26 protein-coding genes are annotated in these 26,366 nt (G+C 65.5%); 11 read left to right on the top strand and 15 right to left on the bottom strand.

What is annotated here, in order from left to right; genetic code table 11:
• Nucleotides 1-9: 9 nt before the first annotated feature.
• A complete protein-coding gene (locus AC4LGL_RS24725) occupies nucleotides 10-1,305 on the bottom strand; it encodes an amidohydrolase family protein (RefSeq protein WP_491841390.1) in 1,296 nt (431 codons plus the stop codon).
• A 236-nt stretch (nucleotides 1,306-1,541) separates the two neighbouring features.
• Here AC4LGL_RS24725 and AC4LGL_RS24720 point away from each other — a divergent pair, with 236 nt between their 5' ends.
• From AC4LGL_RS24720 to AC4LGL_RS24690, 7 genes are read left to right on the top strand one after another with little or no spacing between them, the layout of a single operon-like run.
• Nucleotides 1,542-2,072 (top strand): carboxymuconolactone decarboxylase family protein, encoded by a 531-nt coding sequence (locus AC4LGL_RS24720; protein ID WP_491841071.1) that lies wholly within the window; start codon nucleotides 1,542-1,544, stop codon nucleotides 2,070-2,072.
• 25 nt (nucleotides 2,073-2,097) lie between these two features.
• The gene (locus tag AC4LGL_RS24715) at nucleotides 2,098-3,474 is read left to right on the top strand and encodes an aromatic ring-hydroxylating oxygenase subunit alpha (RefSeq protein WP_491841389.1); all 1,377 of its coding nucleotides are present in this window, start codon (nucleotides 2,098-2,100) and stop codon (nucleotides 3,472-3,474) included.
• On the top strand, nucleotides 3,467-3,796 hold the full coding sequence (locus AC4LGL_RS24710; protein ID WP_077741545.1) for a hypothetical protein: 330 nt from the start codon (nucleotides 3,467-3,469) through the stop codon (nucleotides 3,794-3,796). Before AC4LGL_RS24715 ends, AC4LGL_RS24710 begins: the two co-directional genes overlap by 8 nt.
• A gap of 3 nt (nucleotides 3,797-3,799) precedes the next feature.
• A complete protein-coding gene (locus AC4LGL_RS24705) occupies nucleotides 3,800-5,026 on the top strand; it encodes a metal-dependent hydrolase family protein (protein WP_491841070.1) in 1,227 nt (408 codons plus the stop codon).
• A complete protein-coding gene (locus tag AC4LGL_RS24700; protein ID WP_491841069.1) occupies nucleotides 5,010-5,456 on the top strand; it encodes a nuclear transport factor 2 family protein in 447 nt (148 codons plus the stop codon). The genes AC4LGL_RS24705 and AC4LGL_RS24700 overlap by 17 nt, the downstream gene beginning before the upstream one ends.
• Complete coding sequence (locus tag AC4LGL_RS24695; RefSeq protein ID WP_491841068.1) at nucleotides 5,453-6,574, top strand: acyl-CoA dehydrogenase family protein; 1,122 nt, start codon at nucleotides 5,453-5,455, stop codon at nucleotides 6,572-6,574. The genes AC4LGL_RS24700 and AC4LGL_RS24695 overlap by 4 nt, the downstream gene beginning before the upstream one ends.
• A 60-nt stretch (nucleotides 6,575-6,634) precedes the next feature.
• Complete coding sequence (locus tag AC4LGL_RS24690) at nucleotides 6,635-7,384, top strand: acyl-CoA dehydrogenase family protein (protein ID WP_491841388.1); 750 nt, start codon at nucleotides 6,635-6,637, stop codon at nucleotides 7,382-7,384.
• 20 nt (nucleotides 7,385-7,404) lie between these two features.
• Here the strand turns inward: AC4LGL_RS24690 and AC4LGL_RS24685 are convergent, their stop codons facing one another.
• Both AC4LGL_RS24685 and AC4LGL_RS24680 read right to left on the bottom strand, forming a co-directional pair.
• Complete coding sequence (locus tag AC4LGL_RS24685; RefSeq protein ID WP_491841067.1) at nucleotides 7,405-8,883, bottom strand: adenylate/guanylate cyclase domain-containing protein; 1,479 nt, start codon at nucleotides 8,881-8,883, stop codon at nucleotides 7,405-7,407.
• 16 nt (nucleotides 8,884-8,899) lie between these two features.
• A complete protein-coding gene (locus tag AC4LGL_RS24680) occupies nucleotides 8,900-9,682 on the bottom strand; it encodes an enoyl-CoA hydratase (protein WP_491841387.1) in 783 nt (260 codons plus the stop codon).
• A 206-nt stretch (nucleotides 9,683-9,888) separates the two neighbouring features.
• Here AC4LGL_RS24680 and AC4LGL_RS24675 point away from each other — a divergent pair, with 206 nt between their 5' ends.
• The 3 genes from AC4LGL_RS24675 to AC4LGL_RS24665 all read left to right on the top strand — a co-directional run bounded on the left by AC4LGL_RS24675 (nucleotide 9,889) and on the right by AC4LGL_RS24665 (nucleotide 12,699).
• The gene (locus tag AC4LGL_RS24675) at nucleotides 9,889-10,608 is read left to right on the top strand and encodes a TetR/AcrR family transcriptional regulator (protein WP_082449040.1); all 720 of its coding nucleotides are present in this window, start codon (nucleotides 9,889-9,891) and stop codon (nucleotides 10,606-10,608) included.
• Nucleotides 10,609-10,657: 49 nt separating this feature from the next.
• The gene (locus AC4LGL_RS24670; RefSeq protein WP_491841066.1) at nucleotides 10,658-11,707 is read left to right on the top strand and encodes an NAD(P)H-dependent amine dehydrogenase family protein; all 1,050 of its coding nucleotides are present in this window, start codon (nucleotides 10,658-10,660) and stop codon (nucleotides 11,705-11,707) included.
• A 146-nt stretch (nucleotides 11,708-11,853) separates the two neighbouring features.
• Entirely contained in the window at nucleotides 11,854-12,699 is an 846-nt protein-coding gene (locus tag AC4LGL_RS24665) for a mycofactocin-coupled SDR family oxidoreductase (protein ID WP_064938217.1), read from the top strand.
• A 10-nt stretch (nucleotides 12,700-12,709) separates the two neighbouring features.
• Here the strand turns inward: AC4LGL_RS24665 and AC4LGL_RS24660 are convergent, their stop codons facing one another.
• Nucleotides 12,710-13,516: an SDR family NAD(P)-dependent oxidoreductase gene (locus tag AC4LGL_RS24660; RefSeq protein ID WP_491841065.1), complete on the bottom strand. Its 807-nt coding sequence runs from the start codon at nucleotides 13,514-13,516 to the stop codon at nucleotides 12,710-12,712.
• Between the two features lie 39 nt (nucleotides 13,517-13,555).
• On the opposite strand from AC4LGL_RS24660, the gene AC4LGL_RS24655 reads away from it, so the two are divergent.
• Nucleotides 13,556-14,848: a hypothetical protein gene (locus AC4LGL_RS24655; protein WP_491841064.1), complete on the top strand. Its 1,293-nt coding sequence runs from the start codon at nucleotides 13,556-13,558 to the stop codon at nucleotides 14,846-14,848.
• Nucleotides 14,849-14,855: 7 nt separating this feature from the next.
• On the opposite strand, the gene AC4LGL_RS24650 is transcribed toward AC4LGL_RS24655, so the two are convergent.
• From AC4LGL_RS24650 to AC4LGL_RS24600, 11 genes are all read right to left on the bottom strand, one after another.
• A complete protein-coding gene (locus AC4LGL_RS24650; protein ID WP_491841063.1) occupies nucleotides 14,856-17,282 on the bottom strand; it encodes a CaiB/BaiF CoA transferase family protein in 2,427 nt (808 codons plus the stop codon).
• A gap of 4 nt (nucleotides 17,283-17,286) precedes the next feature.
• Nucleotides 17,287-18,246, bottom strand: a complete 960-nt coding sequence (locus tag AC4LGL_RS24645; protein WP_055115995.1) for an enoyl-CoA hydratase/isomerase family protein — start codon at nucleotides 18,244-18,246, stop codon at nucleotides 17,287-17,289.
• The gene (locus AC4LGL_RS24640; RefSeq protein ID WP_491841062.1) at nucleotides 18,239-19,372 is read right to left on the bottom strand and encodes a M24 family metallopeptidase; all 1,134 of its coding nucleotides are present in this window, start codon (nucleotides 19,370-19,372) and stop codon (nucleotides 18,239-18,241) included. Before AC4LGL_RS24640 ends, AC4LGL_RS24645 begins: the two co-directional genes overlap by 8 nt.
• Nucleotides 19,362-20,630, bottom strand: coding sequence for a M24 family metallopeptidase (locus AC4LGL_RS24635; protein ID WP_491841061.1), 1,269 nt, complete (start codon nucleotides 20,628-20,630; stop codon nucleotides 19,362-19,364). The genes AC4LGL_RS24640 and AC4LGL_RS24635 overlap by 11 nt, the downstream gene beginning before the upstream one ends.
• Nucleotides 20,627-21,790 carry an amidohydrolase family protein gene (locus tag AC4LGL_RS24630; protein WP_491841060.1) on the bottom strand — a complete coding sequence of 388 codons (1,164 nt, stop codon included), beginning with the start codon at nucleotides 21,788-21,790 and terminating at the stop codon, nucleotides 20,627-20,629. The genes AC4LGL_RS24635 and AC4LGL_RS24630 overlap by 4 nt, the downstream gene beginning before the upstream one ends.
• A gap of 50 nt (nucleotides 21,791-21,840) precedes the next feature.
• On the bottom strand, nucleotides 21,841-23,058 hold the full coding sequence (locus AC4LGL_RS24625; protein WP_491841059.1) for a cytochrome P450: 1,218 nt from the start codon (nucleotides 23,056-23,058) through the stop codon (nucleotides 21,841-21,843).
• Nucleotides 23,059-23,079: 21 nt separating this feature from the next.
• On the bottom strand, nucleotides 23,080-23,274 hold the full coding sequence (locus AC4LGL_RS24620) for a ferredoxin (protein ID WP_491841058.1): 195 nt from the start codon (nucleotides 23,272-23,274) through the stop codon (nucleotides 23,080-23,082).
• Entirely contained in the window at nucleotides 23,271-23,936 is a 666-nt protein-coding gene (locus AC4LGL_RS24615; protein ID WP_491841057.1) for a TetR/AcrR family transcriptional regulator, read from the bottom strand. The genes AC4LGL_RS24620 and AC4LGL_RS24615 overlap by 4 nt, the downstream gene beginning before the upstream one ends.
• A gap of 176 nt (nucleotides 23,937-24,112) precedes the next feature.
• A complete protein-coding gene (locus tag AC4LGL_RS24610; RefSeq protein WP_491841056.1) occupies nucleotides 24,113-24,919 on the bottom strand; it encodes an SDR family NAD(P)-dependent oxidoreductase in 807 nt (268 codons plus the stop codon).
• 30 nt (nucleotides 24,920-24,949) lie between these two features.
• Nucleotides 24,950-25,786 (bottom strand): alpha/beta fold hydrolase, encoded by an 837-nt coding sequence (locus AC4LGL_RS24605; protein WP_491841055.1) that lies wholly within the window; start codon nucleotides 25,784-25,786, stop codon nucleotides 24,950-24,952.
• The gene (locus AC4LGL_RS24600; protein ID WP_491841054.1) at nucleotides 25,783-26,364 is read right to left on the bottom strand and encodes an NADPH-dependent FMN reductase; all 582 of its coding nucleotides are present in this window, start codon (nucleotides 26,362-26,364) and stop codon (nucleotides 25,783-25,785) included. Before AC4LGL_RS24600 ends, AC4LGL_RS24605 begins: the two co-directional genes overlap by 4 nt.
• Between the last annotated feature and the right edge of the window lie 2 nt (nucleotides 26,365-26,366).

Below are 26,366 nucleotides of genomic sequence, written 5' to 3'. Positions count from 1 at the left end.
TGTTGGCGTTCAGTCGCGTGCGCCGGCAACAGCTTTCGCATTGACCTGGAAGTCGGCGAAGCTGGCGCCGGCCTTCTCCTTCTTGCTCAGTGCCTGAATCGACACGTCGTGGCCTTCGGCGGCCTTTCGCAAGGCACCGACGGTCGCCTGGTCCTTGGGCACATGGGCGAACGGGTCGAAGTGGTACAGCCGCATGGCGTTCTCGTGGGTGATCTTGTTGATCTCGTCGTCCGGGACGTCGTAGGTTTCGAACACCGCATGCAGTTCCTCGGGGGCACCGGGCCACATCGAGTCACTGTGTGGGTAGTCCATCTCCCAGCAGATGTTGTCCACACCGATCTCGTGGCGGTTCTTCACCCCGACCGGATCCGAGATGAAACAGGTCATGAAGTGCTCCCGGAACACCTCTGAGGGCAACTTGCCGCCGAAGTCCTGGTGCGTCCACGTCGAGTGCATGTCGTAGGTACGGTCCACCCGGTCCAGGAAGTACGGAATCCAGCCGGTACCGCCCTCGGACAGTGCGATCTTGAGTCCCGGATACGCCTTGATCGGCGCCGACCACAGCAGATCAGCCGCGGCCTGCACGATGTTCATCGGCTGCAGGGTGATCATGACGTCCATCGGGGCGTCCGGGGCCGTGATCGCCAGCTTGCCCGACGATCCGATGTGCACGTTCATCACGGTGTCGGTGTCGACCAGGGCCTCCCACAACGGCTTCCAGTACTCCAGGTCGTGGAAGGACGGGTAGCCCAACGTCGACGGGTTCTCGGTGAATGTCAGAGAGTGCACACCCTTCTTCGACACCCGACGAACCTCGTCGGCACACAACTGCGGATTCCAGATCGCCGGGATGGCCATCGGGATGAACCGACCCGGGTTCGACCCGCACCATTCGTCGATGTGCCAGTCGTTGTAGGCCTGCACCAACGCCAACGAGAACTCGTCGTCGTCGGTGGCGAACAGCCGGGCGGCGAAACCCGGGAACGACGGGAAGTTCATGGTGGCCAGCACACCGCCGGCGTTCATATCCTTGACCCGTTCGTCGGGGTCGTAGCAGCCCTTGCGGATCTCATCGAGCCCCTGTGGCTCCAGCCCGTACTCCTCCTTGGGCCGGCCGGCCACCGCGTTGAGCGCCACGTTCGGGATCACCGTGTCGCGGAACTGCCAGGTGTCACTGCCGTCGGGGTTGTGCACCAGACGTGGTGCCTCGTCGCGGTACTTCTCCGGGAGATGGTTCTTGAACATGTTCGGCGGTTCGATGATGTGGTCGTCGACGCTGATCAAGATCATGTCGTCTTTGTGCACTGCCTCGCTCCGTTCCATGGCCGTCACATTGGTTCTCTATGGGAGAAAACTAGCTTCTCGTCTAGAGAGAATCAATGTCTGATGCCGCTGACGAGCAGATTTAGCCAGGTCACCACGCAATCTCGCGCGTTCTTGTTGACCATCGACACAAAAGGTGGAAACCTGTTAGTCGGAAATGAGAACCTGATTCTCGTCATCGAGAGTCACCAACGGGTCACCGAGAGGAGAACCGCCCCGTGCGCTTGGCCCCCTTGCCCGCCGAGGAGTGGGACGACGACGTGCGACGAGCACTGTCGGTCATGCTTCCCGAGGAGCGGCTCAATCCCGAGGGAGCGGGCACCGCGCTGTCGACACTGGCTCGCCACCCCTCCCTAACCAAGGCGTTCCTGCGGTTCAGCAATCATCTGCTGTTCCGCTCGACACTGGATCCCCAGATGCGTGAGCTCGCCATCCTGCGGATCGCCCATCGCAAGAAGTGCGAATACGAGTGGACGCACCACGCATTCATCGGGAAGTCCGAGGGACTCACCGATGAGCGGATCGCGAGTAGTACCAGCGGCGAAGGTGCCACTCCCCTCGACCAGTTGGTGCTCGACTCCGTCGACGAACTCGACGGGCAGTCGGAGATCTCGGACGGCACCTGGGCCGCCCTGAGCGAGCATCTCGACGAGCGCCAGCGCATGGACCTGGTCTTCACAATCGGCGGCTATGGCCTGATGGCCATGGCCTACAACACCTTTGGAATTGCGCCGGAATCCGGCCACTAACTCAAGAAGAAAGTAGAGGTAGATGATGGCGTTCTTCCCGAAGCCGGATGCCGGCAGCTGGACCGAGAACTGGCCCGAGCTGGGCACCGGCCCCGTCAACTACGAGGATTCGATCGATCCCGAGCACTGGAAGCTGGAGCAGCAAGCCATCTTCCGCAAGACCTGGCTGCAGATGGGCCGCGTGGAGTTGATTCCCAAGAAGGGCAGATACATCACCCGCGAGTTGCCGTCGGTCGGTCCCGGCACCTCGATCATCATCGTCAACGACGGCGAGCAGATCCGCGCCTTCTACAACCTGTGCCGCCACCGCGGCAACAAGCTGGTGTGGAACGACTACCCGGGCGAAGAGGTCTCCGGCAGCTGCAGGCAGTTCGTCTGCAAGTACCACGCCTGGCGCTACGACCTCAAGGGCGATCTGACGTTCATCCAGCAGGAGCAGGAGTTCTTCGACGTCGACAAGGCCGACTACCCGCTCAAGCCCGTGCGCTGCGAGGTGTGGGAAGGCTTCATCTTCGTCAACTTCGACGACGACGCGGTGTCGCTTGAGGAGTACCTGGGCGAGTTCGCCGAGGGCCTCAAGGGATATCCGTTCCACGAGATGACCGAGCACTACAGCTACCGCTCGGAGATCAAGGCCAACTGGAAGCTGTTCATCGACGCGTTCGTCGAGTTCTACCACGCGCCGATCCTGCACATGAAGCAGGCGGAGAAGGAGGAGGCCGAGAAGCTGGCCAAGTTCGGCTTCGAGGCCCTGCACTACGACATCAAGGGCGATCACTCGATGATCTCGTCCTGGGGTGGCATGAGCCCGCCGAAGGACCTCAAGATGGTCAAGCCGATCGAGCGCATCCTGCACAGTGGCCTGTTCGGGCCGTGGGATCGCCCCGATATCAAGGGCGTCCTGCCCGACGAGCTGCCGCCTGCGATCAATCCCGGCCGGCATTCGACCTGGGGCCAGGACTCTTTCGAGTTCTTCCCGAACTTCACCCTCCTCTTCTGGGCGCCGGGCTGGTATCTGACCTACAACTACTGGCCAACCGGCGTGGACAGCCACATCTTCGAGGCCGACCTGTACTTCGTTCCGCCGAAGAACCTGCGCGAACGACTGTCTCAGGAGCTGGCCGCAGTGACGTTCAAGGAGTACGCGTTCCAGGACGCCAACACGCTCGAAGCCACCCAGACGCAGATCGGCACCCGTGCCGTACTCGACTTCCCGCTCTGCGACCAGGAAATCCTGCTGCGCCACCTGCACCACACCGCGCACAAGTACGTCGACCGGTACAAAGAAGCCAAGGCCGCCGGGGCGAGCGCAGCGACGGGGAATGATGACGGGAATGGCTCGACCAACGGCAAGCACGCCCCGAGTGAGAAGGCCGCAGAAAAGGATGCCGCAAATGTCTAAGTTGCCAGAGGAATTCGCCGACCTGGAGCGGTTCAGCGACTGGTGCCTGCCCACCGAAGAGGAGCGCTATCAGAAGCGTCTCAACTCGTCGATGGACGAGATGCAGGCACTGTACGACGCCGGCATGGAACGCCTCGAGGACATCATGGTCTACGTCGATGCCCGCTTCCCACTGGCGAGCATGCCGGACGACGCCAAGGCACTGGTCCACCTCGGACAGTCGATCGTCCAGGTCAGCTTCCCGGTCGAGGTGTGGAAGCAACCGCGGGTACTCGACAGCGGTGCGGCCTATATCAATCTCATCAAGGAGCCGGTGGTTTAACCGATGTTGACCCTCAAAGCCGCGGGTCTGGTCGACGTCGATGCCGGGACGATCATTCGTCCCGGCATCGTCCGTGTCGACGGTGACCGCATAGTTGGCATTGGTGGCCCGATTCCGGAGGACGACGAGATTATCGATCTCGGCGACTCGATCCTGCTGCCCGGCCTGATGGACATGGAGGTCAACCTGCTCATGGGTGGCCGGGGCGAGAACCCGGGCCTGTCCCAGGTGCAGGACGATCCCCCGACGCGCGTACTTCGCGCAGTGGGCAACGCCCGGCGCACCCTGCGCGCCGGGTTCACCACCGTGCGCAACCTCGGGCTGTTCGTCAAAACCGGTGGCTACCTGCTCGACGTCGCCCTGGGTAAGGCCATCGATGCCGGGTTGATCGACGGCCCCCGCATCATCCCGGCCGGACATGCCATCACCCCCACCGGCGGGCACCTGGACCCCACGATGTTCGCGGCGTTCATGCCGGGCGTGCTGGAGCTGACCATCGAGGAAGGCATCGCCAACGGGGTCGACGAGATCCGCAAGGCGGTGCGCTACCAGATCAAGCACGGTGCCCAGCTGATCAAGGTGTGCTGTTCCGGCGGTGTCATGTCACTCACCGGAGAGGCCGGGGCACAACACTATTCCGACGAGGAGCTGCGCGTCATCGTCGACGAGGCGCACCGCCGCGGACTGCGGGTCGCGGCCCACACCCACGGCGCCGAGGCCGTCAAGCACGCCGTCGACTGCGGCATCGACTGCATCGAGCACGGGTTCCTGATGGACGACGAAGCGATCCAGAAGCTCGTCGACAACGATCGGTTCCTGGTCACCACCCGTCGCCTGGCCCAGGCCATGGATGTCTCGAAGGCCCCGAAGGTGCTGCAGGACAAGGCAGCCGAGATGTTCCCGAAGGCCGAGACCTCCATCAAGGCGGCCTACGAGGCCGGGGTGAAGATCGCCGTCGGTACCGACGCACCGGCCATCCCGCACGGGAAGAACGCCGACGAACTCGTCACGCTGGTCGAGTGGGGCATGCCGCCGGCCGCGGTGCTGCGCGCTGCCACGGTGGTGGCCGCCGATCTGATCAACGTCACCGACCGGGGCCGGCTCGCCGAGGGACTGCTCGCCGACATCATCGCGGTGCCGGGCAATCCACTCAAGGACATATCCGTTACACAACGTGTGGATTTTGTAATGAAAGGCGGTAAGGTCTTCCGCAATGAGCACATCAACTGATTCCCCGACGCGGACCGAGGATCTCATCGAGATCCAACAGGTGCTCGCCAAGTACGCGGTGACCATCACCCAGGGCGACATCGACGGTCTCATCAGTGTTTTCACGCCCGACGGCACCTATAGCGCATTCGGCGAGACCTACACGCTGAATCGCTTCCCGGTGCTGGTGGACGCCGCGCCCAAGGGCCTGTTCATGACCGGAACAGCCCTGATCGATCTGGTCGAAGGATCGGATACGGCGTCTGGTACACAGCCGCTGTGCTTCATCGAGCACTCCAAGCACGACATGCGCATCGGCTATTACCGCGACACCTACGTGCGGACCCCTGAGGGCTGGCGGCTGAAGACCCGTGCGATGACCTTCATCCGACGCAGTGGTGATCACGACCACGGCCGGCCGCACGCGATCGGCAGGCCGGAAGCAGGATGACCGACCTATTCGAGCCAGCGGCTTTCCGCACGGCGCTGCAGGGTTGGCTCGCCGAGAACGACCTGGCGCCACCAGATGACCACTCGCTCGAGGGTCACATGCGCCAGTTCGCCCGCGTGCAGAAGGCCCTCTACGACGGCGGCTGGAGCCGTTACGGCTGGCCCGAGCACGCGGGTGGGCTGGGCGGACCGGCGATGCTGCGTGCGATCGTCGGCGAAGAGGTCGTGGGTCGCCGGCTGGCCGAACCCGGCCCGTACTCGATGCTCGAGGTGCTGGCGCCGACGATGATCGACTACGCGCCCAAAGAGCTGGCTGCCGAGATGGTGCCGAAACTGCTGTCCGGCGAAGAGCAGTGGTGCCAAGGGTTTTCCGAACCCGGCTCCGGCAGCGACCTGGCATCGCTCACCACCCGTGCAGTCCAGCGCGGCGACAAGTGGATCGTCAACGGCCAGAAGGTCTGGACCAGCTTCGCGCAGTACTCGCACCGGTGCATCCTGCTGACCCGCACCGGCGACGCGGACACGCCGAACCACCAGGCGATCACGGCGTTCTTCGTCGACACCGATGCCCCCGGCATCACGGTGCGGCCGTTGCACACCATGCACGATGTGGACGAGTTCTGTGAGGTGTACTTCGATGACGTCGAGGTCGACGCGAGCCGGATGCTCGGCAATCCGGGCGACGGGTGGCAACTGGCGATGGACCTGCTGCCGTACGAACGCTCGACCTGCTTCTGGCAGCGCATCGCCTACCTGTACTCACGGTTCGACGCGTTGGTGGAAGCGGTGAAACGGCAAGGGCAGGTGGTGGATCCGGACCTCGGTGACGTCTATCTGGCCCTGCACACACTGCGCTGCCGCTCGGCGGCAACTCAGCACCGGCTGGCCGAGGGACACAAGCTCGGGCCGGACACCTCGATCGACAAGGTGCTCCTTGCGAGTGCCGAACAGCTGCTCTATGACACCGCGCGCAACCTGATGCCCGGGGTGATCGAGCTCGAAGACTCCGAATGGCGCACCGAGTACCTGTATTCGCGGGCGTCGACCATCTACGGCGGCACGGCCGAAGTCCAACGCAACATCATTGCGCGCCGGCTGCTCGACCTCGGGAGGGAGTGAGACGTGACCGCTTTGGATACCGAATCGCTCGGCCTGCTCGAAGACACCCTGCGCAAGACCATGCTGTCGGCCGCGGGTGCCGAACTCGACGCCGCGCTGGCCGAACTCGGCTGGGCCGAGATGCTCTCCGACATGCCGGAGACTGCCCTGCCACTGGTGTTCCGGCTGCTGGGCGAAACAGGTTCGCACGCGTCGATTCTCAACGATGTGCTGCTCGAGACCATCGGCGGCCTGCCCGGCGGCACCCCGCCGATGCCATATGCCGGTGGCACCTGGGTGGTGTGGGAGCGCGGCGAAAATCCCGCCAGCGCAGGGGAAACCATGGGCGGACTGCCGCTACGGATGGTCCCCGACGGTCAGCTGCTGCGGATATCGGAGGCCCGCCGTGCGCTGGGCTGGTGGCTGGTCGGCTCGGCCCGGGCGATGCTCGCACTGGCCCGACAGCATGCCCTGGACCGGGTCCAGTTCGGCAAGCCGATCTCGTCCTTCCAGGCCGTGCGGCACCGGTTGGCCGAGACGCTGGTGGCAATCGAGGGCGCCGAGGCGACCCTGAGCCTGCCCGGTGCGGACAATGTCGACCTGAACTCGCTGCTGGCCAAGGCCGCCGCGGGTAGGGCCGCGCTGACCGCTGCCAAGCACTGCCAGCAGGTGCTGGGAGGTATCGGGTTCACCGAGGAGCACGAGCTGCACAACCACGTGAAGCGTGCCCTGGTGCTCGACGGGTTGCTTGGCAGCTCACGGGAACTCACTCGTAAGGCCGGTGCTGGGCTGCGCGCCCGCGGCACGGTGCCCCGCCTCGCCCAGCTGTAGCGTTCCTCCGCGAGCGGTGCTCAGGTGAGGGGCTCGGCGAAGACCGTGGCCGTCGAGCGGCCGCGCAGCACCGTCGAGCCGCGCACGGCCCAGTGCCTGCCCTCGTCGGCATCGGCATGGGCCAGTGCGCTTCCCGAACACAACACTGTCGACTCGCGGTCCTTGGCGTGGTCGGCCAGCCGTGCCGCTTCGTTGACGGCGTCACCGATCACGGTGTACTCGTAGCGGTTCTCGGCGCCGATGTTTCCCGCGAACACCGAGCCGCACGAAATGCCCACGCCGAACTCCACATCCGGCAGCTGGTGCAGCCGTGGCACCAGCGCCCGCGCGGTGGCCAGCGCCGAGGACGCCGGGTTGTCCAGCCGCAACGGGGCACCGAAGACGGCGAGCACGGCGTCGCCCTCGAACTTGTTGATCAGCCCGTGATGTCGTTCGACGGTATCCACCACGATCTTGAAGAACCCGTTGAGCAGTTGCGCCACTTCCTGGGGCGGGCGTGAGGCAGCGAGGGCTGTCGAGCCGACCAGATCGACGTAGAGGACGGCGGCCTCGCGGACGTCCCCGGTGACGGCCCCACCCTGCTGCAAGGCGTGGCGAGCCACGTCGACCCCGACGTACCGACCGAACAGATCGCGCAACCGGTTCCGCTCGGCGAGGCCGGCCAGCATTCGATTGAATCCGTACTGGAGCCGGCCGATCTCGGACGATTCGTACACCTTGACCGAGACACCGGACCAACCGCGTTCGACGGCCTTCATGGCGAGGACGACCTCCCCGACCGGGTCGGATACCGAACGCGCCACCAGGACCATCGACCGAAGTCCGAAGACCAGCGAGATGACGGCCACCACCAGCACTGCCGCTTCGACGGGCGCCGTCTTCTGCACGAACCAGCCGTTGGAGCGGGCCAATACGATCAGGGCGATGCCTGCCAGGGGCAGGCCGCTGAACAGGGTCCAGATGGTGATCAGCCGGGCCAGCACACCGGGCATGCGCACCATCGTCGACGAGGATGCGGTCAGCGACGCTGCCACGATCGGCCGCAACATGCGTTGCGTCACCAGGAATCCCATGCAGGCGGCCGCGACACCGCCGAACAGGATCGCCCCGCCCATCACGTAGGCGACGCCTCCCCCGGCACCGAGGTTCAGCAGCGTGTACACGAGCGCGCTCACGGCCCAGGTGGTGAACTGGATGATGGTCTGCCTCGGTGCGATACGCATGGCAGCGCGCTGCTGTTGCGGTGTCGGATCCGCCCCCGCGGCAAACCATTTGAACGTCGGATGGACATTGACCCAACCCACGACGGTATCGACGATTGCGGCCGCGACCATCAGCGCGATCAGCGCAACGAGGTTCGCCTGGGTCAGCAGTTCGCGCGCATCACCGACGGTGTTGCGGCTGAGCGCCAGGACCACCAGCGTCACCGCAGCCGCCGCGGTGGTCTGCGCGTAGATCTGCCTGGCCGCGTAACTCACGCTGAGCCGGATCGCCCCCATCTTCAGAGGCCCAGGCCTACTTGATGTTCTGCTTCATTCCATCGATATCCATCAGTACCGGCCATCCGCTGACGCTAAGCGCATTGCCGTGCCCGGTCTGGTGAATGTCGAACACCGATTGGATCGCGGCGTAGAAGCCCTGAACGTCGAGGGTCTGATTGACCGCGCGTTTGGCCTGGCGGAGCGCGAAGGCGGGCATCTGCGCGATCTGCGCGGCCAGCTCGGCCGTCTGGACGTCGAGTTCGTCACGAGGGACGACCCGGTTGACCATGCCGGTGCGCTCGGCCTCCTCCGCGGTCAATGCCCGGCCCGTGAACAGGATCTCCTTGGCCTTGCGGGCGCCGAGTTCCCAGGTGTGACCGTGGTACTCGACACCACCGATGCCCATCAGTGCGACCGGGTCGGAGAACAGCGCATCGTCGGCGGCCAGGATCAGATCGCACGGCCAGCAGAGCAGCAGGCCGCCTGAGATGCAGCGTCCCTGCACCGCCGCGATCGACGGTTTGGGCACATTGCGCCACCGCAGCGTGTACTCCAGATAGCGTCGCGACTCGTGCTCGATGAGGAATTCCAGGGTGATCTTGTCCGGCACCGGCCCGCCGCCACGCAGGTCATGGCCTGCCGAGAAGTGCTTTCCGTTGGCCCGCAGCACGATCACCTTCACCTCGCGGTCATCGGCGGCCCTGGTCCAGGCGGCATCGAGTTCGTCGAGGAGTTCGGGGTTCTGCGCGTTGGCGGCTTCCGGCCGGTTCAGTGTGATCGTGGCGATCGAATCGGCGACGTCATAGTCGATGTACACGTGGTTCCTTCTGCTCACCGCTGCCACCCGACAGCCGTCTTCGCGATGCGGCAGCTACCGGCGAACAGCGCCCCGGCGGCGCCGAATTTTGATGCGAAACCCTTCTTCTCAAAGGACTTCTATAATTCCCTTCATGAGAATACTATTCTCACAGTACGAAAGTTACAATCTCCGACACATTGGCCGCGAGGGGGTCTGGCACCACAATGGCAAGGCGTTCTCCGGTACAGTCAGTTCATGTTCTCCCCACTCGACAAGCGTCGGAGCAGCCAGTGACCACCGCTGGCGAAGAACCCGCGTGGAAGCAACGAGCTGTCGAGCGGTCGATCAAAACGGCCAAGTTGCGCGCCGCCCAACGCGTGCAACGGTTCCTCGACGCAGCCCAGGCGATCATCATCGAAAAGGGCAGCACCGACTTCACGGTCCAGGAGGTCGTGGACCGTTCCCGTCAATCGCTGCGCAGCTTCTACCTGCAGTTCGACGGTAAACACGAACTCCTGCTCGCGTTGTTCGAAGACGCGCTGAGCCGCTCGGCCGACCAGATCCGGGCCGCCACCTCGACGCAGGGCGAACCGATCGAACGCCTGAAGGTCGCCATTCAGCTGCTTTTCGAATCGTCGCGCCCCGATCCGGCCGCCAAGCGCCCACTGTTCACCGACTTCGCTCCGCGTTTGCTGGTGTCACATCCGTCAGAGGTCAAGGTCGCCCACGCTCCGCTGCTGGCCCTGCTCACCGAACTCATGGAGGAAGCGTCCGAGGCCGGCCAGCTGCGCTCGGGGATCAACCCCCGGCGAATGGCGGCGATGACGATGCAGACCGTGATGTTCGTCGCGCAATCCAGTGGAGGCCCCGACGAGGCATCGATCCATCCGATCAGTGCCGACGAGGTCTGGGACTTCGTGGCCAACGGATTCGCCGCCAGCTAGTTGAGAATTTCGTTCTCCTAAGGAAAGAATTCTCCTTACACTCAGGCGCGTGCCCGATCTCCGGACTCACCGCTGCCGCGTCGCGCAATGGGCGACCGGCACCATCGGAACCCACGCATTGCGCTCGATCATCGAGCATCCGCACCTCGAGTTGACCGCTGTTCATGTCTTCGGCGCCGACAAGGTCGGCATCGACGCGGGCGAACTGTGCGGCCTGGACCCCACCGGCATCTCCGCCACCGACAACGTCGAGGCCATCCTCGACGCGGACCCCGACTGCGTGCTGTACATGCCGGCGGCTCCCGACGCCGAGCAGTTGTGCCGACTACTCGCCGCGGGCATCAACGTAGTCAGCACGTGCGGCCAGTTCCACCATCCGCACTCGATCGACCCGGAGCTACACAAATCCGTCACGGAGGCTTGCGCACGCGGGAACGCCACGCTGTATGCCACCGGCAGCAGCCCAGGGTTCATCACCGAGGCGATCCCGCTCACGCTGACCTCGGTGCAGCGCCGGTTGAACCTGCTCGCCATCGACGAGTACGCCGATCTGTCCCAACGCAATTCACCGGAGCTGCTGTTCGGCGTCATGGGCTTCGGCGGTCCGGCCGGCCCGTTCGACGAGCGCCGCGCCGCCCACCTGCAGGCCAGTTTCGGTCCGTCGCTGCGACTGGTGGCCGACGCGATCGGGCTGCCGCTGGACTCGGTGCACTCCGAGGGCCAGTGGGCGCTCGCGGCCGAGGACACCGCCATCCGCGCCGGCCATCTCGCCGCCGGAACCGTGGCCGCGCAACGAATCACCGTGTCAGGCATCCACTCGGGGCGAGAGCTCCTGCGTTTCCGGGCCACCTGGTACTGCGGCACGGACCTCACCGAAGACTGGGACCTACGCCCCACCGGTTGGCGCCTGACCGTGGACGGCGATGCACCACTGGACATCGACGTCCGGATGCCGATTCCGCTCGATCGGATGGCGGCAATTTCCCCGGGCTACACCGCGAACCGAGCGGTCAACGCGGTGCCCTTCGTCTGCGCCGCCGAGCCGGGCATCCGTTCCACGCTGGACCTGCCGCAGATCGTGGCCACAATGGCCGACTGAGAATCACATTCTTTTAAGCAGAGAGTACAAATTGCCCGAAACGTATCTGTCGTTGACACGGTGGGCGGCCCGGTGACAGAGTTGCTGAGCAGGTGCACAGTATTTCACCGCTACGTGGCAAACAGAACACAGAACTGGGGTAATCAATGACTGGACGGGTGGAAGGCAAGGTCGCGTTCGTCACCGGCGCGGCCCGCGGCCAGGGGCGTAGTCACGCGGTACGGCTGGCGCAAGAGGGCGCCGACATCATCGCGATCGACATCTGTGGACCGATCCGGCCCGGCGTGGAGACCGCCATCCCGGCCTCTACCTCCGACGATCTGGCCGAGACCGCGAATCTCATCAAGGGGCTCAACCGCCGCGTCGTCACGGCCGAGGTCGACGTTCGCGACGCCGATGCGATCAAGGCGGCCGTGGACAGCGGCGTCGAGCAGCTGGGTCGCCTCGACATCATCGTGGCCAACGCCGGTATCGGCAACGGCGGCGATGTCCTGCACGAGACCAGTCAGCTGGACTGGGACGAGATGATCGACATCAACCTGTCGGGTGTGTGGAAGTCGGTCAAAGCTGCTGTGCCGCACCTGATCGAAGGTGGCCGCGGCGGATCGATCATCCTGACCAGCTCGGTCGGCGGGCTCAAGGCCTACCCGCACTGCGGTAACTACGTCGCCGCCAAGCACGGCGTCGTCGGGTTGATGCGCGGATTCGCCGTGGAGTTGGGTCAGCACAACATCCGTTGCAACACCGTGCATCCCACACATGTGGCGACCCCGATGCTCCACAACGACGGCACATTCAAGATGTTCCGGCCCGACCTGGAGAACCCGGGCCCCGACGACATGGCGCCGATCTGCCAGCTGTTCCACACCCTGCCCATCCCGTGGGTCGAGGCCGTGGACATCAGCAACGCCGTGCTGTTCCTGGCCTCCGACGAGGCGCGTTACATCACCGGTGTGACGCTGCCGGTCGATGCGGGAAGCTGCCTCAAGTAGGTCCGGATCCCTAGCCCGGACCGAGTGTTGCGGCACCGGTCTGCGGGTGGCGGTACCAGCCACCCGCAGCCCGCGTGCCACCGTCGACGTGAAGCGTCTGTCCGGTGACGTACCCGGATAGACCGGAGGCCAGATAGACCGCCGCCCCGGCGATTTCGTCGACATGGCCGGCCCGGCCCAGTGGGATGGCATCAGCGATTCCCTCCGGTGGCCCGTCCGGGGACAGGGCCATAAGCCCCTCGGTGAGGGTGAGGTCGGGGGCGATCGCGTTGACCCGGATGTTGTGCGGCGCCAGTTCGAACGACGCGGTCTGGGTGTAGTTGATGACGCCCGCCTTCGCCGCCGCGTACGCGGCATAACCGGGAGCCGCCCGCACTCCTTCGATCGATGTGAGATTGATGATGCTGCCCGGCAATTCATCGGCGACCAATCGGCGCGCCACGCGCTGTGTGCACAAGAGGACGTGGCGCAGATTGCTCCGGTACAGCGCGTCCCAACCGTTCTCGCTCGTTTCCAGCAGCGACGAGGCGAACACTCCGCCGGCGTTGTTGACCAGGATCCGGACCGGGCCCAGTTCGGCGGTCGTTCGGGCCAAGGCGGCATCCACCTGTTCGCCGTCGCGCACATCGGTGACGATGCCGAGTGCCCCGATGGAGTCGGCGGCCTCGGCACAGCTCTGCTCGTTGCGCTCCCAGATGGCCACCGAGGCACCGAACGCCGCCAATCCGGCAGCGATACCCCGGCCGATGCCGGCGCCCCCACCGGTGACCACAGCCACCTGTCCCGTGAGCAGAATGTCAGAAGGATTGATAGCCATGGTGATTGAGGCTAGCGGTGGGACAGGCGGTGAGGCTAGATGCAACGGTGGGTGACCGGCGACGGAACCGGCCTTGAATTTCCCGCTGATCCGGACACGTTGCGTGACGCCGGACCGGTGTTCCTGACCGCAGCCCTGCATGCCTTCGGCGCTCTCCCGCAGGACAACCGGATCAGCGCGATCACCCGCTTCGAGGATTGCACCGGAGGCAGCACCGGGCGCAAGGCCCTACTGAACGTTCGGTACGCGGATCCGGCCGACGGCCTGCCGACCGAACTGTTCGTGAAGTTCTCCCGCGACTTCGACAATCCCCGCCGCGATCGGGGAAAGACGCAGATGGAGCTCGAGGTGGCATTCGGGGCGTTGTCGGTCGCCGCCAAGCTACCCGTCACCGTGCCGGTGTGCCTGTTCGCCGACTATCACCACGCGTCCGGCACCGGCATGCTGCTGACCGAACGGATCTCGTTCGGCAGCGGCGGCGTCGAGCCACACCACGACAAGGGCCTGGACTTCCGGATGCCTGATCCACTCGGTCACTACCGAACCTTGCTGGCCTCGGTCGCACGGTTGGCCGGCGCCCACCAGGCCGGGGCGCTCCCCGATACGGTGGCCGATCAATTCCGTTACGACGCCGCCAAAGTGACGGTAGGCGCCCGGGTGCAGCACTCTCCGAAAGAGCTCACCGAGCAGGTTCACCGACTGGTCGCCTTCGCGACGCGGTATCCCGCGCTGCTCCCTGCCGTCGACTGCCGCCCGGAGTTCACCGCCCGCATGCTGGCCGACGTCGCCCGCATTGCCGCGGCCGAGGACGCGATCATGGCCTGGTTGCACGCCACCGAGGACCAGATCGCGCTGTGCCACTGGAATGCCAACGTCGACAACGCCTGGTTCTGGGCCGAACCCGATGGCATCCTGCGCTGCGGCTTGATGGACTGGGGTTGCGCCAGCGTGATGAACGTCGCGATGGCCCTGTGGGGTTCGCTGTGCAGCGCCGAGACCGGGCTGTGGGACCAGCATCTCGACGTCCTGCTCGCCCACTTCGCCTCCGAGTACATGGCCGCCGGCGGGCCGGTGCTCGACCTCGACAGGCTACGGACTCAGCTCATGCTGTACGCCGCGGTGATGGGCGTGGCCTGGTTGCTCGACACTCCGGCCCACCTTCAGGCCTACCTTGAGTCCACCGCGCCTGACCATCACATCGACCGCTTCGACCCGCGGATCGCCGACAACGAGCCGGTACGGGCCCAGTTACTGATGCTGAGTAATGTGCTGCACCTCTGGGACACCCAGGATTTCGGTGCGTTGCTCGACGAGTTCGCGCGCCGGCCCTGAGCCCGGCTCAGCGAGTTGCCTTGCGACGTCCACCCACGCCGGGTTCAGTGCCGATCACGCCGTCCTCGGCTAGTGCCGTGATCTCGTCGTCGGACAATCCGAGCTCAGCCAGCAGTTCGTGATTGTGCTCGCCGAGCAGCGGTGCGGGCTGCCGGTGCAGCGCCCGCGGTCCGTTGGCCAGCGAGACGGGCAGGGTGCTGTGGGGTGCGGCGTTGTTCACCGGATGCCCGACCTGCTCGAAGAAGCGCCGGAAGCGCACCTGCGGAAGCTCCAACTGACGGTGCGGCTGCATCACCTTGGCCACCGGAACCTCAGCAGGCCAGAGGATTTCGACGATCTCGTCGCCGCTGCGGGGCAGGCACCAGGCCGCGAGTTTCTCGTCGATCAGATCGTGGCGATCCCGGCGCCCGGCGGCGGTGTCCAATGCCGGATCCATCGCCCAGTCCGGTTGCCCGAGCGCCGCACGGAGCGCGGCCCACTGGGCATCGGTGCTGACCGCGATGGCCACCCAACTGTCGGCACGGCCGAACTCGTCGATCTCGGCGGTCTGGTAGATGTTCTGCGGCGCCGCGGCCGGCCCACGGTTGCCGTCGCGCTGAAGCAGCGCACCGTAGGCCGAGTATTCGATGACCTGCTCGGCGCCGATGTTGAGTGCGGCGTCGACCATCGCGGCCTCGACAAGCACCCCTTGCCCGGTGCGACGCCGGTGCTCGAGTGCGAGCATCAATCCCGACAACGCATGCACGCCGGCGTTGGGGTCACCGATCGAATACGGTTCGAACGGGGTGCGATCCGGGTAGCCGGTGAGCCAGCTCAATCCGGACGCATCCTCGATGATGTAGGCGAAAGCCGGGTTGTCCCGCCACGGCCCGTCGAGGCCGAAGCCGGGCATCCGGACCATGATGATGTCTTCGCGCAACTCTCGTAGCGACTCGAAGTCGAGCCCGATCTGTTCGATCACCCTCGGGGTGAAGTTCTCCACCACCACGTCGCAGGTGGCGATCAGCCGGCGCAGCAGATCCCGGCCCTGCTCGGTCTGGAAGTCCAGGGTCAGGCTCTTCTTGTTGGTGTTAAGCGCACTGAAGATCGGCGAGCGCTCCCACCACTGCTCTACAGAGGCCGGGATCCCGGCGATCAGCCGGGTGCCGTCCGGACGTGGGGTCGATTCGAGGTGGATCACCTCGGCCCCGAGCAGGCCCAGCGGATGGGTGCACGAAGGTCCGGCCCAGAACGTGGTCATGTCGAGCACGCGCAACCCGCTGAACGGCAACCGATCCCCGCAGGGAGTACCGGCCGGCGCGTCGCGCGGGACCAACTCGTCCGCCCTGACCTGCTCGGTGTGCTCGCCGAGCCGGGGAGCCGACGCCGCCTCCCTCAACGCCACCCCGGACAGCCGGTACGGCACGGCGGGCTGGGTGAACCCGTACTGCGGGTTCTGGACGAACGCCTGGCGCTGCACGAAATGGTCCATGGCGGTGACGTTCTCACCGTTGCCGACCGGGGAGTTCGGGATCCGGAAGGCCCCTGCAAGTTCACGAAGATCTTCCGCTTTTTGTTCGCGCACCCAGTCGTAGAGCTCCTCGGCATGAAGGTTGGCCTGCTCGGTGATGGTGAGCTCGGAGTTTTCGTCGATCCACTCGTCATGCCCCGACATCGCGCACAGATCCCACCACTGCTGGGCCGTGCCACACCCGAGCGCCACCAGCCCGTCGGCGGCCTCGGCGACCCCGGGAACCGTGGGCCTGCGCTCGGTACGCCATGGACGACCCAGCATCTCGAAATAGGTGACCGGGTAGTACGTCAGGCCCAGGATTTGCGCCTCCAGCGCCGACAGGTCCACCAGCTCCCCGTGGCCGTCACAGATCGCCCGCGCCCGAAACGCCAGCGTCATCGCCGCCGCGTAGGCGCCGGCCAACCACTCGCCCACCTGTCCGCCGATGGACACCGGCGCTCGGTCCTGCACGCCACGTCCGATGCCGATCGCGCCGCCGGACCACGCCTGCAGGGTGAATTCGGTGGCGGCCCTGCCGCTCCACGGACCATCCAACCCGAACGGTGTGATTGTGGTGACGATCAGATGTGGATGCCGCCGAAACAGATCCTCCGGCGCGACCTTCTGGGCCACAGCCGATTCCGGCGACCAGATCACGGCATCGGCCGCTGCCACCAAGCGGTCCAGCAACTCACGGTCACCGGAGGCTTCGTGGTCAACGACCACGCTGCGTTTTCCGCCGGCCAAGAATGCGAACAACGCACCGTCCCGGTCCGGACCGATGTCTGCCTCCGACGCCGACCAACGGCGCAACGGATCGCCTTCGGGTGATTCGACTTTGATCACGTCGGCGCCGCCGTCGGCAAGGATCTTCGTGGCGTACGCGCCGGCGATCCCGCTGGACAGGTCGATGACGGTGTAGCCGTCTAGTGGTGAGCTCATGCGTCTATTCGGGTTTCGCCCTGTTCTTCTTGGACAGCCGGAAATCGGGCGGGAACTTGCTGTCGTTGTCATTGACTGCGGCCGACAGCCCGGAATCGATCGACTCGAACATGTCGAGGTCGTCATCGCTGTCGTTGGCCACCCCGTTGCCCATCGACTCGAAGAACGCGGACAGCAGGCTGCCCATGTACTCACCCTGTTGCTGTTTGAAGATCTCGAAGAACATCTTCTGCTGAAAGACGGTGTCCACCGGCCGGTTCCGGGTACAGGCGAGCGCGTACTTCTGCACCTCGGCTTCCAGCTGATCGCGTGCCACCACCTTGTTCAGGAAGTTGCAGTCGTACATCTCCGCTGCGGTGAACGGCCGGCCGGTGAAGACCATCTCCTGGAACTTGCGCAGCCCCATCATCTGGACCCACGTCCACATGCGGGGTCCCCACCCGTGATACCGGAACGACGGATGCCCGAAGAGCGCATCGTCCGACGAGATCACGAGGTCGGCATCGGCGCACTGGTAGAAGTGCCAGCCATAGCAGTAGCCCTTGGCCTCGACGATGCTGATCTTCTTGAAATCCTGCAACGCACGGTTGCCTGCCTGGGAGTTGGCGTACCACGAGCTGATGGTGGCGCCGTTGCGGAAGGTGCCCTTGGGCGGGTACGTCACCTCCCCTACTCCGTCATCCTCCAGCCGCAGCTCCGCCAGCCGTACCGCCGGATTGTCGTTACCCTCCATGAACTCCGGCAGATCCGCCCCGCTGCCCAGGTTGTCCCCCACGCCGCGGATGATCACTACCTTGACGTCGTTGTCGGCGTTGGCCGCCCGCAGCACGTCGGCGTAACGCAGCCGGGCCATCGACGTCGGCGCGTTGAGGAATTCCGGCCGGTTGAAGGTGATGGTGGCGATCTTGGTCCTGGGGTCCTTCTCGTAGAGGATGATCTCCTCCGGTGTGGGCCGCTCAGACATGTGCCACCTCACTGTCGGTCGGGGCCTGGGTCAGCACCTCTGGGCCGTCGGCCCCCACGACAATGGCATCGCGGGTGAACACCGCACCGACGCCCTGCTCCCAGACATAGCCCGTCACGGCCAGGACCATGCCCTCCTCGAGGATGTCGGCCTCGGCGGTCGCCCGCAAGGTCGGCGACACCACCGGCGGGTCGAATCCCAACCCGAGCCCGTGCGCCACCGGCATCGCCGGCAGCGGTTCGCCGGCCTGTTCGTACGCATCGAGTAACCCGCTCGTCGGCTTTCCGGCGCGGCAGGCATCAACCAGCCTGTCCCACAGGTCATCCCGGCGCCGGTACAGCGCTCGAACCGCATCTGTCGGTTCGCCCACGTAAACCGTCCGCGCCACCTCCGCGACGTAACCGTCTGCGAGCACGCCCGCCGACAGAGCCACCAGGTCACCCTCGCTCACGCGCCCGTCACCTTCGGCACGACGCCACGGATGGTCTTTCGAGGTGACCCACGCAGCGTCCTGGGTGGCCGGGGTGCTCACCCCACCGGCGGCCTCGGCCTCCAATATCGCACCGGCGAGACGCTTCTCGGTGGTTCCCGGGACCAGCTCGGCAATGCCTTTCGCCAGTCCCTCCTCGGCGACGGCCAGCGCGCGGCGCAGTGCCACGATCTCCTCGGGGGTCTTGACCCGGCGTGCGGCGCGCATTGCCTGCTCACCGTCCACCAGCTCCGCGTTCGGGAAGGCCATCGGCAGCAGCTTGGCGAAGGTGGGTGTCAGAGCGTCTGTTCCGATGCGCCACGCCGAGTCGGCGCCCTTGATGCTCTGCAGCACGCCGACCAGAGTCATCGGGTTCCAGGCGAAGCCGTACAGGTTCTCGTGTGGGATCTCCTCGGGGATGCCCTCGTCCCACGTGCTGTTGAGGTGGATTTCACCGGTGGCACGGACGAAGGTGCAGATCGGCCCGAACGGCCGGGTACCCACCACCCACAGCTGCGGGGCGCCCGAGATGTATCGAACGTTGGCCTGCCTGCCCAGTACGAGCGCGTCGAGGCCATGCGCCTCCATCTGGGCGATGGCGCGCTCCCGGCGGCTGACGCGCAGTGCCAGGCCGTCGGCCTCGATTTCAGTTCCCACGGGACACCTCATAGGGGTCGTACGGATATGCGGTCAGCGGCATCCAGCCGCCCTCGGCCACCACCACGATCTCCTCGCCGCGGTAGCCGCCGGTGCCGTCCTCCCAGACCACCGGCTCGAACACCAGCAGCATGCCTTCCGGGAAGACGAAGTTGTCGTCCCATTCCTGGCCGAGATCCGTTCCGATCATCGGCATCTCAGCCGCGCTGGTACCGATGCCGTGCCCCAGGTAGAAGTGCGGGAGCCACGGCTTCTGCCCACCGCCGGCCGCGGTCGCCGCCCGGCCGAGGTCACCACAGGTGGCGCCGGCCCTGGTCACCGACAGCACGGCGTCGACGATGCGACTCCACTTGTCGAACTGCTTCTGTTGGGCCGCGGTGGGATCCTGACCGACGATCCAGGTGCGCCCGTGGTCGGAGCAGTAGCCGTGATAGGCGATGGACACGTCGGTCCACAGCACGTCGCCCTGCTGCAACTCGCGCTCGGTGGTGAGCAGCGGCAGGGCGAGATCGCCGGTGGTGGTCCAGGTGCCCTCCGCCTTCGACGCGGGCATGGCCTGCCAGATCGAGTCGAACATGTTGGTCGTGGCGCCCAGTTCGAAAGTACGGCGCACGAATTCGGCAGAGAGGTCGATCTGGCGCACACCGGGCGCCAGCGACTTGTGGATCTCCGCAACGGCCTGTTCGGTGATCTGACAGGCCCGGCGGATGCAGGCGATCTGGTCGATGGTCTTGACGATCTTGGCCGCACCGATCACCGGGCCGGCATCCACCGGCGCGCTGGGGAACAACGCGCTACCGGCGAGCCGCATCGCCCCGGTCAACTCGTCGGTCGCGATGGTCGCACCCGCCGGTAGCAGGCCGGACAGGATCTTTGCGAATTCCGCAACACCCTCGTCGAATTCGAGGTAGACCGGCCCGTGCAGGTGATCATCGGGCAGCCCGGTTTCCATGGCCGCGCCCTCACGGAACGGCAGGAACAGGTGCGGGTATTCATCACCGGCCAGCACGACCGCGATCGGCCGTTCCACGTGCGACAGTCCGGCGTCGGCCAGCGGCCAGGCGATGCCGGTGGCGTACATGACATTGCTGTTGCCGAGCAGCACGAGCGCGTCGACACCTTGGTCCGTCATCGCGGCATGCAGGCGCGCGCTGACCTCACGACGCATCCGGTCGAGGTCAGGCTCATCCGGGATGTCGAACGGAGTGAAGCCGGTTCGGGCGATCTGGGTGACGCCTGAAAGCGTCGAACTCGTCATAGGAGCCCCAGGAACTTCTGGATGTTGGTCGACACGATCTTGGTCGCGTTCTCCGGTCCGACCGCCTCCACGACGGTGGCCAGAGACTTCTCGGAGTACCCGAAAGTGCTTTCGTTGTGCGGGTAGTCGCTGGACCACATCACGTTGTCGACACCGATCTCGTCGATCAGCCGCAGGCCGAGCGGATCCACCATGAACGAGGCGGCCATGTGCTCGTTCCAGTAGTGCCGGACATCGTGTTGCAACTCGTGATTGAACATGTGGCGGTAGGAGGCCAGCATGTGCTCGGCATCCTGCAATGCGGTGGGAACCCAGGCGATTCCACCCTCGAACCAACCGACCTTGAGTGTGGGATGCCGATCGAGGATGCCGGAGAAGACGTATTTGGCGAACTGCTCACGGAAGGAGTCGACGTTGACCATCATGCCGACCACCACGCTGTTGTTCTCGCACGGCGTCTTGGGCGGCGTCTCGCCGATATGGTGGCTGACCGGGATGCCAGACGCCTCGATCTCGTCCCAGACCGCATCCATCGCGGTGCTGCCGTAGTCGTAGATGTTGCCCTCGTCGTCCTTGCCCGGATTCAGCGGCAGCAGGAAGGTCTTGAGGCCCAGCGACTTCAGCTCCTCCAGGGTGCTTCGCGTGCCCTTGGGATCCCACCAGTTGATCAGGCCGACGCCGTAGAAGTGCCCGCCTGACTGCTCCTGCAGAGCAGCGATGTGCTCGTTGTAGATCCGGAACACCCGCTCACGCAATGCCTTGTCCGGGTAGTGGAACAGGGCCAGCACCGCGTTCGGGAACGCCAGCTCCTTGTCGATGCCGTCCTCTTTCAGCTCCCTGATGCGGGCCGCGATGTTGTTCGACGCGGCCCCCGCGAGATCGTCGTACTGCATCAGCACGCGGCCGAAATCGCCTCCGGTCCAGGCCTTGCCCTTCATACCGACCATGTAGGCGCCGTCCTCGTACCAGATCCGCGGCGCGGCACCCTTGAGCTCCTCGGGGAAGCGCTCGAAGAAGATATCGTCGGCCACCGAGATGTGGTTGTCGGCCGAGAAGATCTCGGTACCTGGTGGCAGTCCGAGGTCACCGGTCGCATGTCCGCGCCGGTTCTTCGGTGCCCCAAAGCCTTCCGGCGGATAGAGGGTCGTCGAAGCAGTCATCTGTGGTACTCCAATCGGGCTGTGAGGGCTGAGGGATCGGCTTGCGGCGACTACCAGGTGACGGGGAGTTCGTAGACGCCGTAGGCGAGACGGTCGTGCTTGAACGGCACCTCGTCGAGCGGAACGGCCAAGCGCAGGGTCGGAATCCGGCGCAGCAGCGTGTGGAACACGATCTGCAGTTCGGCGCGTGCCAGCTGCTGACCGACGCATTGATGCCTGCCGTAGCCGAAGCCGAGTTGCTGGCCGGCGTCGCGGCTGAGGTCGAGCTTGTCGGGCTCCGGGTAGGCCTTCGCGTCCCAGTTGGCCGGCGACAGGTCGATGATGACGCCGTCACCGGCGCGGATGGTCTCGCCGCTGATCTCGATATCCTCCAGCGCGACCCGCCGCTGGCCGGTCTGGATGATGGACAGATAACGCATCAGTTCCTCGACCGCGTTGGCGATCACCTTCGGATCGTCGGCGGCACGCAGGAAGTCGGCCTGCTCAGGGTTCTCCAGCAGCGCCAGGATGCCGATGCCGATCATGTTGGCGGTGGTCTCATGTCCGGCGATCAGCAGACCGGTGCCCAGCTGCGCGGCCTCCTTGACGCTGATCTCCCCGGCGGTCACGCGCTCGGCCAGATCGGACACCGCGTCCTCGGACGGGTTGGCCTGCTTCTCCTCTACCAGATTGATCAGGTACTGGTGCAGGCTCATCGCGCCCTTCTGCATGGCATCGGCTGCCGCGTAGCGGGCCAGACCGGCGTTGGCATGCTCCTGGAAGAACTCGTGGTCTTCGTAAGGGACGCCGAGCATCTCGCTGATCACCACGGTGGGCACCGGCAACGCCAGCTTGGCAACCAGGTCGGCGGGCTGCGGGCCGGCCAGGATCTCGTCGATGCACTCGTCGGTAATCTTCTGGATGGCCGCGCGCAGCCCCTCGACGCGACGGAACGTGAACGGCTTGGACAGCATCCGGCGGAACCGGGTGTGCTCCTCGGCGTCGGAGGTGAACACCGAGCGCGGCCGCTTGTCGACAGTGGAGAGCATGTGCTCGTTCCAGTGCGGGAAACCCTCGATTCGGTCGTCCACACTGATCCGGGAGTCTGCGAAGAGAGTACGGGCCTCTTCGTGGCCGGTGATCAACCAGGGGGTGTCGCCGTTCCAGATCTTGACGCGGAAAAGACCTTTGGGGTTTCCCAGCATGGGCGGTGGCGGCGCGAACGGGCACCGTACATCGCGCTCCATCGGGTAGTCGGGGATGTCGACTTCGGTCAGCGTCTCAGACATATGGTGCTTCCGTTCCTCAAGTCAGTCTTGAATTTCGATGGCCAGGGCTGGGCAGGCCGCGGCGGCGCGGCGGGCGTTGTCGGTTTGATCCGGACCGGGGACGGGTTCGAGCAGCACGACGACACCGTCTTCGTCGCGCTGGTCGAATACCGCACTGGCGTTGAGTACGCACTGCCCCGAAGAGACACACTTGTCCTGGTCGACAATGACTTTCACAGGAGGTCGCTTTCTCGAGTAACCGGCGCCATCCACAGACCGACGATCGCGTCGATCAGCCCCGACGCCGCGCCCTGCCAGGACGCCCGCGGCACGGTGCCGCCCTGGGCCATCGCGCGTTCGCGATCAGCGGCACTGTGCATCAGGAGATTGCGCGCCATGATGTTGCGTTCGACCCGGATCTCATCGGGCAGATCAGGGAGGCAGTTCTTCATCCCATCGATGACCTGCACCAGCGACGCGGAGCTCAGGGCGTCACGAACCACGATGTTGTGGTAGGCCGGATCGGTCATCACCTGCGCGGCGAACCTGGCATACCAGGTCGGGTTGCCCAGCGCGGCAAGGTGATCGGTGAGTGGCTGCACAAGGCAGGCAACCCAGTCCCTCAGCTCGGCCGACGCACCGGTGTCGGCAACCATCTGCTCGCGCAGGCACTCGATCGGACCACGGTGCTTGTGCTCGATCGCGCGGACCAGATCCGTCTTGGTGCCGAAGTGGTAGCCGACCGCGGCGTTGTTGCCCTGCCCGGCCGCCTCGCTCACCTGGCGGTTGGATACCGCGAACACCCCGTGCTCGGCATAGAGGCGCTCAGCCGCCTTGAGGATCGCCTCCTGGGTACTGCTCGCCCGATCGGCGCGGGCGGTCCGGTTGGCTGCTGTCACCGTTACAGTCAACGCCCCTCCTGTAATTAAGTCAAGCACTTGATTTAATCTTCCGCGGCCGCCGTCCCCGAGCGCGCCGACACTACGGTTTTTGACGGAAAAACCTGGTTATCGCGGCAAAAACCGTACCCTCGGCGAGGCAACTTGGCGGGGCTGCGCGGGGTGGGCTACTTCGGCTACTTGGGCTTTCTCACGATGACCTTGCCCGCGACGGTGCCCCCATCGATCGGCAGGATGGTTCCCGTCACGTACCGGGACCGGTCGGTCGCGAAGTACAGCGCCGCCTCGGCCACGTCCTCGACCGTGCCCTCCCGCTTGAGCGGGCGGTCGTTGCGCATCTGGGCACGGATCCCGGCCTCGAACTCCTCGATACGCTCACGCTCCTCAGGGGAAGCCGACTTGGCCACGATCGCGGTCCGGATGTTGCCAGGAGCGATGGCGTTGACGCGGATCTCGTAGTGGGCCAACTCGATCGCCGCCGACTTCGTGAACTGGATGACCGCGGCCTTGGAGGCGCGATACGTCATCACCCCACCGCCGGCCTGGATCCCGCCGATCGAAGTCAGGTTGAGGATCGATCCGCCGCCGTGCTCGGACATGTACCTTGCGGCATCACGGGTACCGGCCATGACAGCACGGACGTTGACCCGCATCACGGTGTCGAAATCGGCGAGATCGTCGTCGAGGAAGCGGCGGTGCATCCGGCCCGAGACCCCGGCGTTGTTGACCATGACGTCCAGGCCGCCGAAGTCCTCCACCGCCGTCGAGACCAGACGTCCCACCTGCTCGACGTCAGCCACGTCCGTGAACAGGAACGCGGCGTTTTCACCGAGTTCCGCGGCCAGCGCCTTGCCGCGGTCCTCGTCGACATCGCCGATCAGCACCTTGGCGCCCTCAGCCGCGAATCGGCGCACCAACCCTTCACCGAGACCCGACGCACCGCCGGTGACGACCGCGACTTTTCCGGCCAACTCGTTAGTCATGCGCGATCCCGCTCCGCTTCTCGCTCGTGGTCATTCGACCTCTTTCAGAAAATCCAGCAGCACCTCGACGAGTGCGACAGGCTGTTCGATCTGCGGGCAGTGCCCGGCACCGGGAATCACCGCACTGCGGGCGCCGGCGATCTGGCCGGCGATCTCGGCGGCCCAGCCGGACGGCAGCAGCTTGTCACGATCCCCCTCGATGATCATGGTCGGCACACCGATGCGGCCGTATGCCCGCTGCGACGACGGCATCGCCGGCGGCTGGAGTCCGGGCCGTCGAAAACGGGCCGCCGCCAGGGATTCCCAGGCTCCCGGCGCGATGCTCGACTCGTACCGCCGCTGCACATACGCCTCGTCGGCCGGGTAGGACGGGTCGGCGAACAGTGCGGTGACGATGCGTCGCATCCCGTCCGGCGTGGCGTCGTAGTCGTACAACGCCGCCGAATGTTCGTTGCGCTGGATCTCCCCTCCCCCGCAGATCGCCGTGAGCGATCGCACCGGGAGACGCGGGGTCTCCGACGTGGTGTCGACGAGCAGGTTGATCGCCCCCATCGAGTTGCCGACGAAATGCGCTCCCGCAACACCGAGTTCGGCGCAGAACCGGGCGACGTGCCGAATCCGCATGCCCCGGCCGTCGTTGAAATCGATGACCTTGGCGCTCTCACCGAAGCCCAGCATGTCCGGAGCGAGCACCCGGTAATGCTCGGACAGCGCTCCGATGACACGCTCCCAACCCAATTCGGCACTGACGCCGAACTCGCCACCGTGAAGTAGGACGACAGGGTCGCCGGACCCAGCTTCCAGGTAACCGGTCGTCAGGCCGTCGACGTCGATGCTCTTGCGGGCGAACGTCCGCTGCGCCGTCACTGCGGGGCTCCGCCGGACCGACCGAAGTTCAGCAACTGGGTGGCCAACATGTCGAGTTGACCGCGTACGGTTCCGTCGGCCAACTCACCTGTCTCAGACCAGATCTTGTCCGCGGAGTTGATCGCCACCCCCAGTGGAGTGGGCCAGGCCCGCAGTGAGTGACCGATCGTACGCAACTGGCCCAGCGTGCCCACCGCAGCCTGCCAGCCGTAAGCGCAGCTGATGCAGCCCCACGGGGTGTTGTCCAGGTACACCCTCGGGTCCTCCCGCAGATCCTCGATGTAGTCCAATGCGTTCTTGACCAGACCGGAGATCGCGCCGTGGTACCCCGGTGAGCCCACCACCACCGCGTCGGCGTCACGCAGCGCGGACACGAAGTCGAGGGCCGCGGGCGTGCGCTCCAAAGAGTGTGGCGCGTACATCGGCAATTCGAGATCCGGTCCGGCGAACATCCGCGTCCGGCCCCCTTGCCGCTCCACGGCTGCCAGGCAGTACCGCACGGCCCGCTCGGTCGAGGAGTCGGCGCGCAGTGTGCCGCCCAGCCCGACCACGAACGGCACTTTCTCAGTTGACGTCATCT

The sequence above is a fragment of the Mycolicibacterium arcueilense genome (genome assembly GCF_058536225.1).
The sequence above is the reverse complement of the archived record's forward strand: the minus strand, read 5'-3'. Positions and strand labels throughout refer to the sequence as shown.

Excerpts from the sequence above, each read along its gene's own strand:
- AC4LGL_RS24715 (WP_491841389.1), top strand. The coding sequence starts at position 2,098 with ATGGCGTTCTTCCCGAAGCCGGATGCCGGCAGCTGGACCGAGAACTGG.
- AC4LGL_RS24710 (WP_077741545.1), top strand. The coding sequence starts at position 3,467 with ATGTCTAAGTTGCCAGAGGAATTCGCCGACCTGGAGCGGTTCAGCGAC.
- AC4LGL_RS24705 (WP_491841070.1), top strand. The coding sequence starts at position 3,800 with ATGTTGACCCTCAAAGCCGCGGGTCTGGTCGACGTCGATGCCGGGACG.
- AC4LGL_RS24700 (WP_491841069.1), top strand. The coding sequence starts at position 5,010 with ATGAGCACATCAACTGATTCCCCGACGCGGACCGAGGATCTCATCGAG.
- AC4LGL_RS24695 (WP_491841068.1), top strand. The coding sequence starts at position 5,453 with ATGACCGACCTATTCGAGCCAGCGGCTTTCCGCACGGCGCTGCAGGGT.
- AC4LGL_RS24690 (WP_491841388.1), top strand. The coding sequence starts at position 6,635 with ATGCTGTCGGCCGCGGGTGCCGAACTCGACGCCGCGCTGGCCGAACTC.
- AC4LGL_RS24685 (WP_491841067.1), bottom strand. The coding sequence starts at position 8,883 with ATGGGGGCGATCCGGCTCAGCGTGAGTTACGCGGCCAGGCAGATCTAC.
- AC4LGL_RS24675 (WP_082449040.1), top strand. The coding sequence starts at position 9,889 with ATGGCAAGGCGTTCTCCGGTACAGTCAGTTCATGTTCTCCCCACTCGA.
- AC4LGL_RS24665 (WP_064938217.1), top strand. The coding sequence starts at position 11,854 with ATGACTGGACGGGTGGAAGGCAAGGTCGCGTTCGTCACCGGCGCGGCC.
- AC4LGL_RS24660 (WP_491841065.1), bottom strand. The coding sequence starts at position 13,516 with ATGGCTATCAATCCTTCTGACATTCTGCTCACGGGACAGGTGGCTGTG.
- AC4LGL_RS24655 (WP_491841064.1), top strand. The coding sequence starts at position 13,556 with ATGCAACGGTGGGTGACCGGCGACGGAACCGGCCTTGAATTTCCCGCT.
- AC4LGL_RS24650 (WP_491841063.1), bottom strand. The coding sequence starts at position 17,282 with ATGAGCTCACCACTAGACGGCTACACCGTCATCGACCTGTCCAGCGGG.
- AC4LGL_RS24645 (WP_055115995.1), bottom strand. The coding sequence starts at position 18,246 with ATGTCTGAGCGGCCCACACCGGAGGAGATCATCCTCTACGAGAAGGAC.
- AC4LGL_RS24635 (WP_491841061.1), bottom strand. The coding sequence starts at position 20,630 with ATGACGAGTTCGACGCTTTCAGGCGTCACCCAGATCGCCCGAACCGGC.
- AC4LGL_RS24630 (WP_491841060.1), bottom strand. The coding sequence starts at position 21,790 with ATGACTGCTTCGACGACCCTCTATCCGCCGGAAGGCTTTGGGGCACCG.
- AC4LGL_RS24625 (WP_491841059.1), bottom strand. The coding sequence starts at position 23,058 with ATGTCTGAGACGCTGACCGAAGTCGACATCCCCGACTACCCGATGGAG.
- AC4LGL_RS24610 (WP_491841056.1), bottom strand. The coding sequence starts at position 24,919 with ATGACTAACGAGTTGGCCGGAAAAGTCGCGGTCGTCACCGGCGGTGCG.
- AC4LGL_RS24600 (WP_491841054.1), bottom strand. The coding sequence starts at position 26,364 with ATGACGTCAACTGAGAAAGTGCCGTTCGTGGTCGGGCTGGGCGGCACA.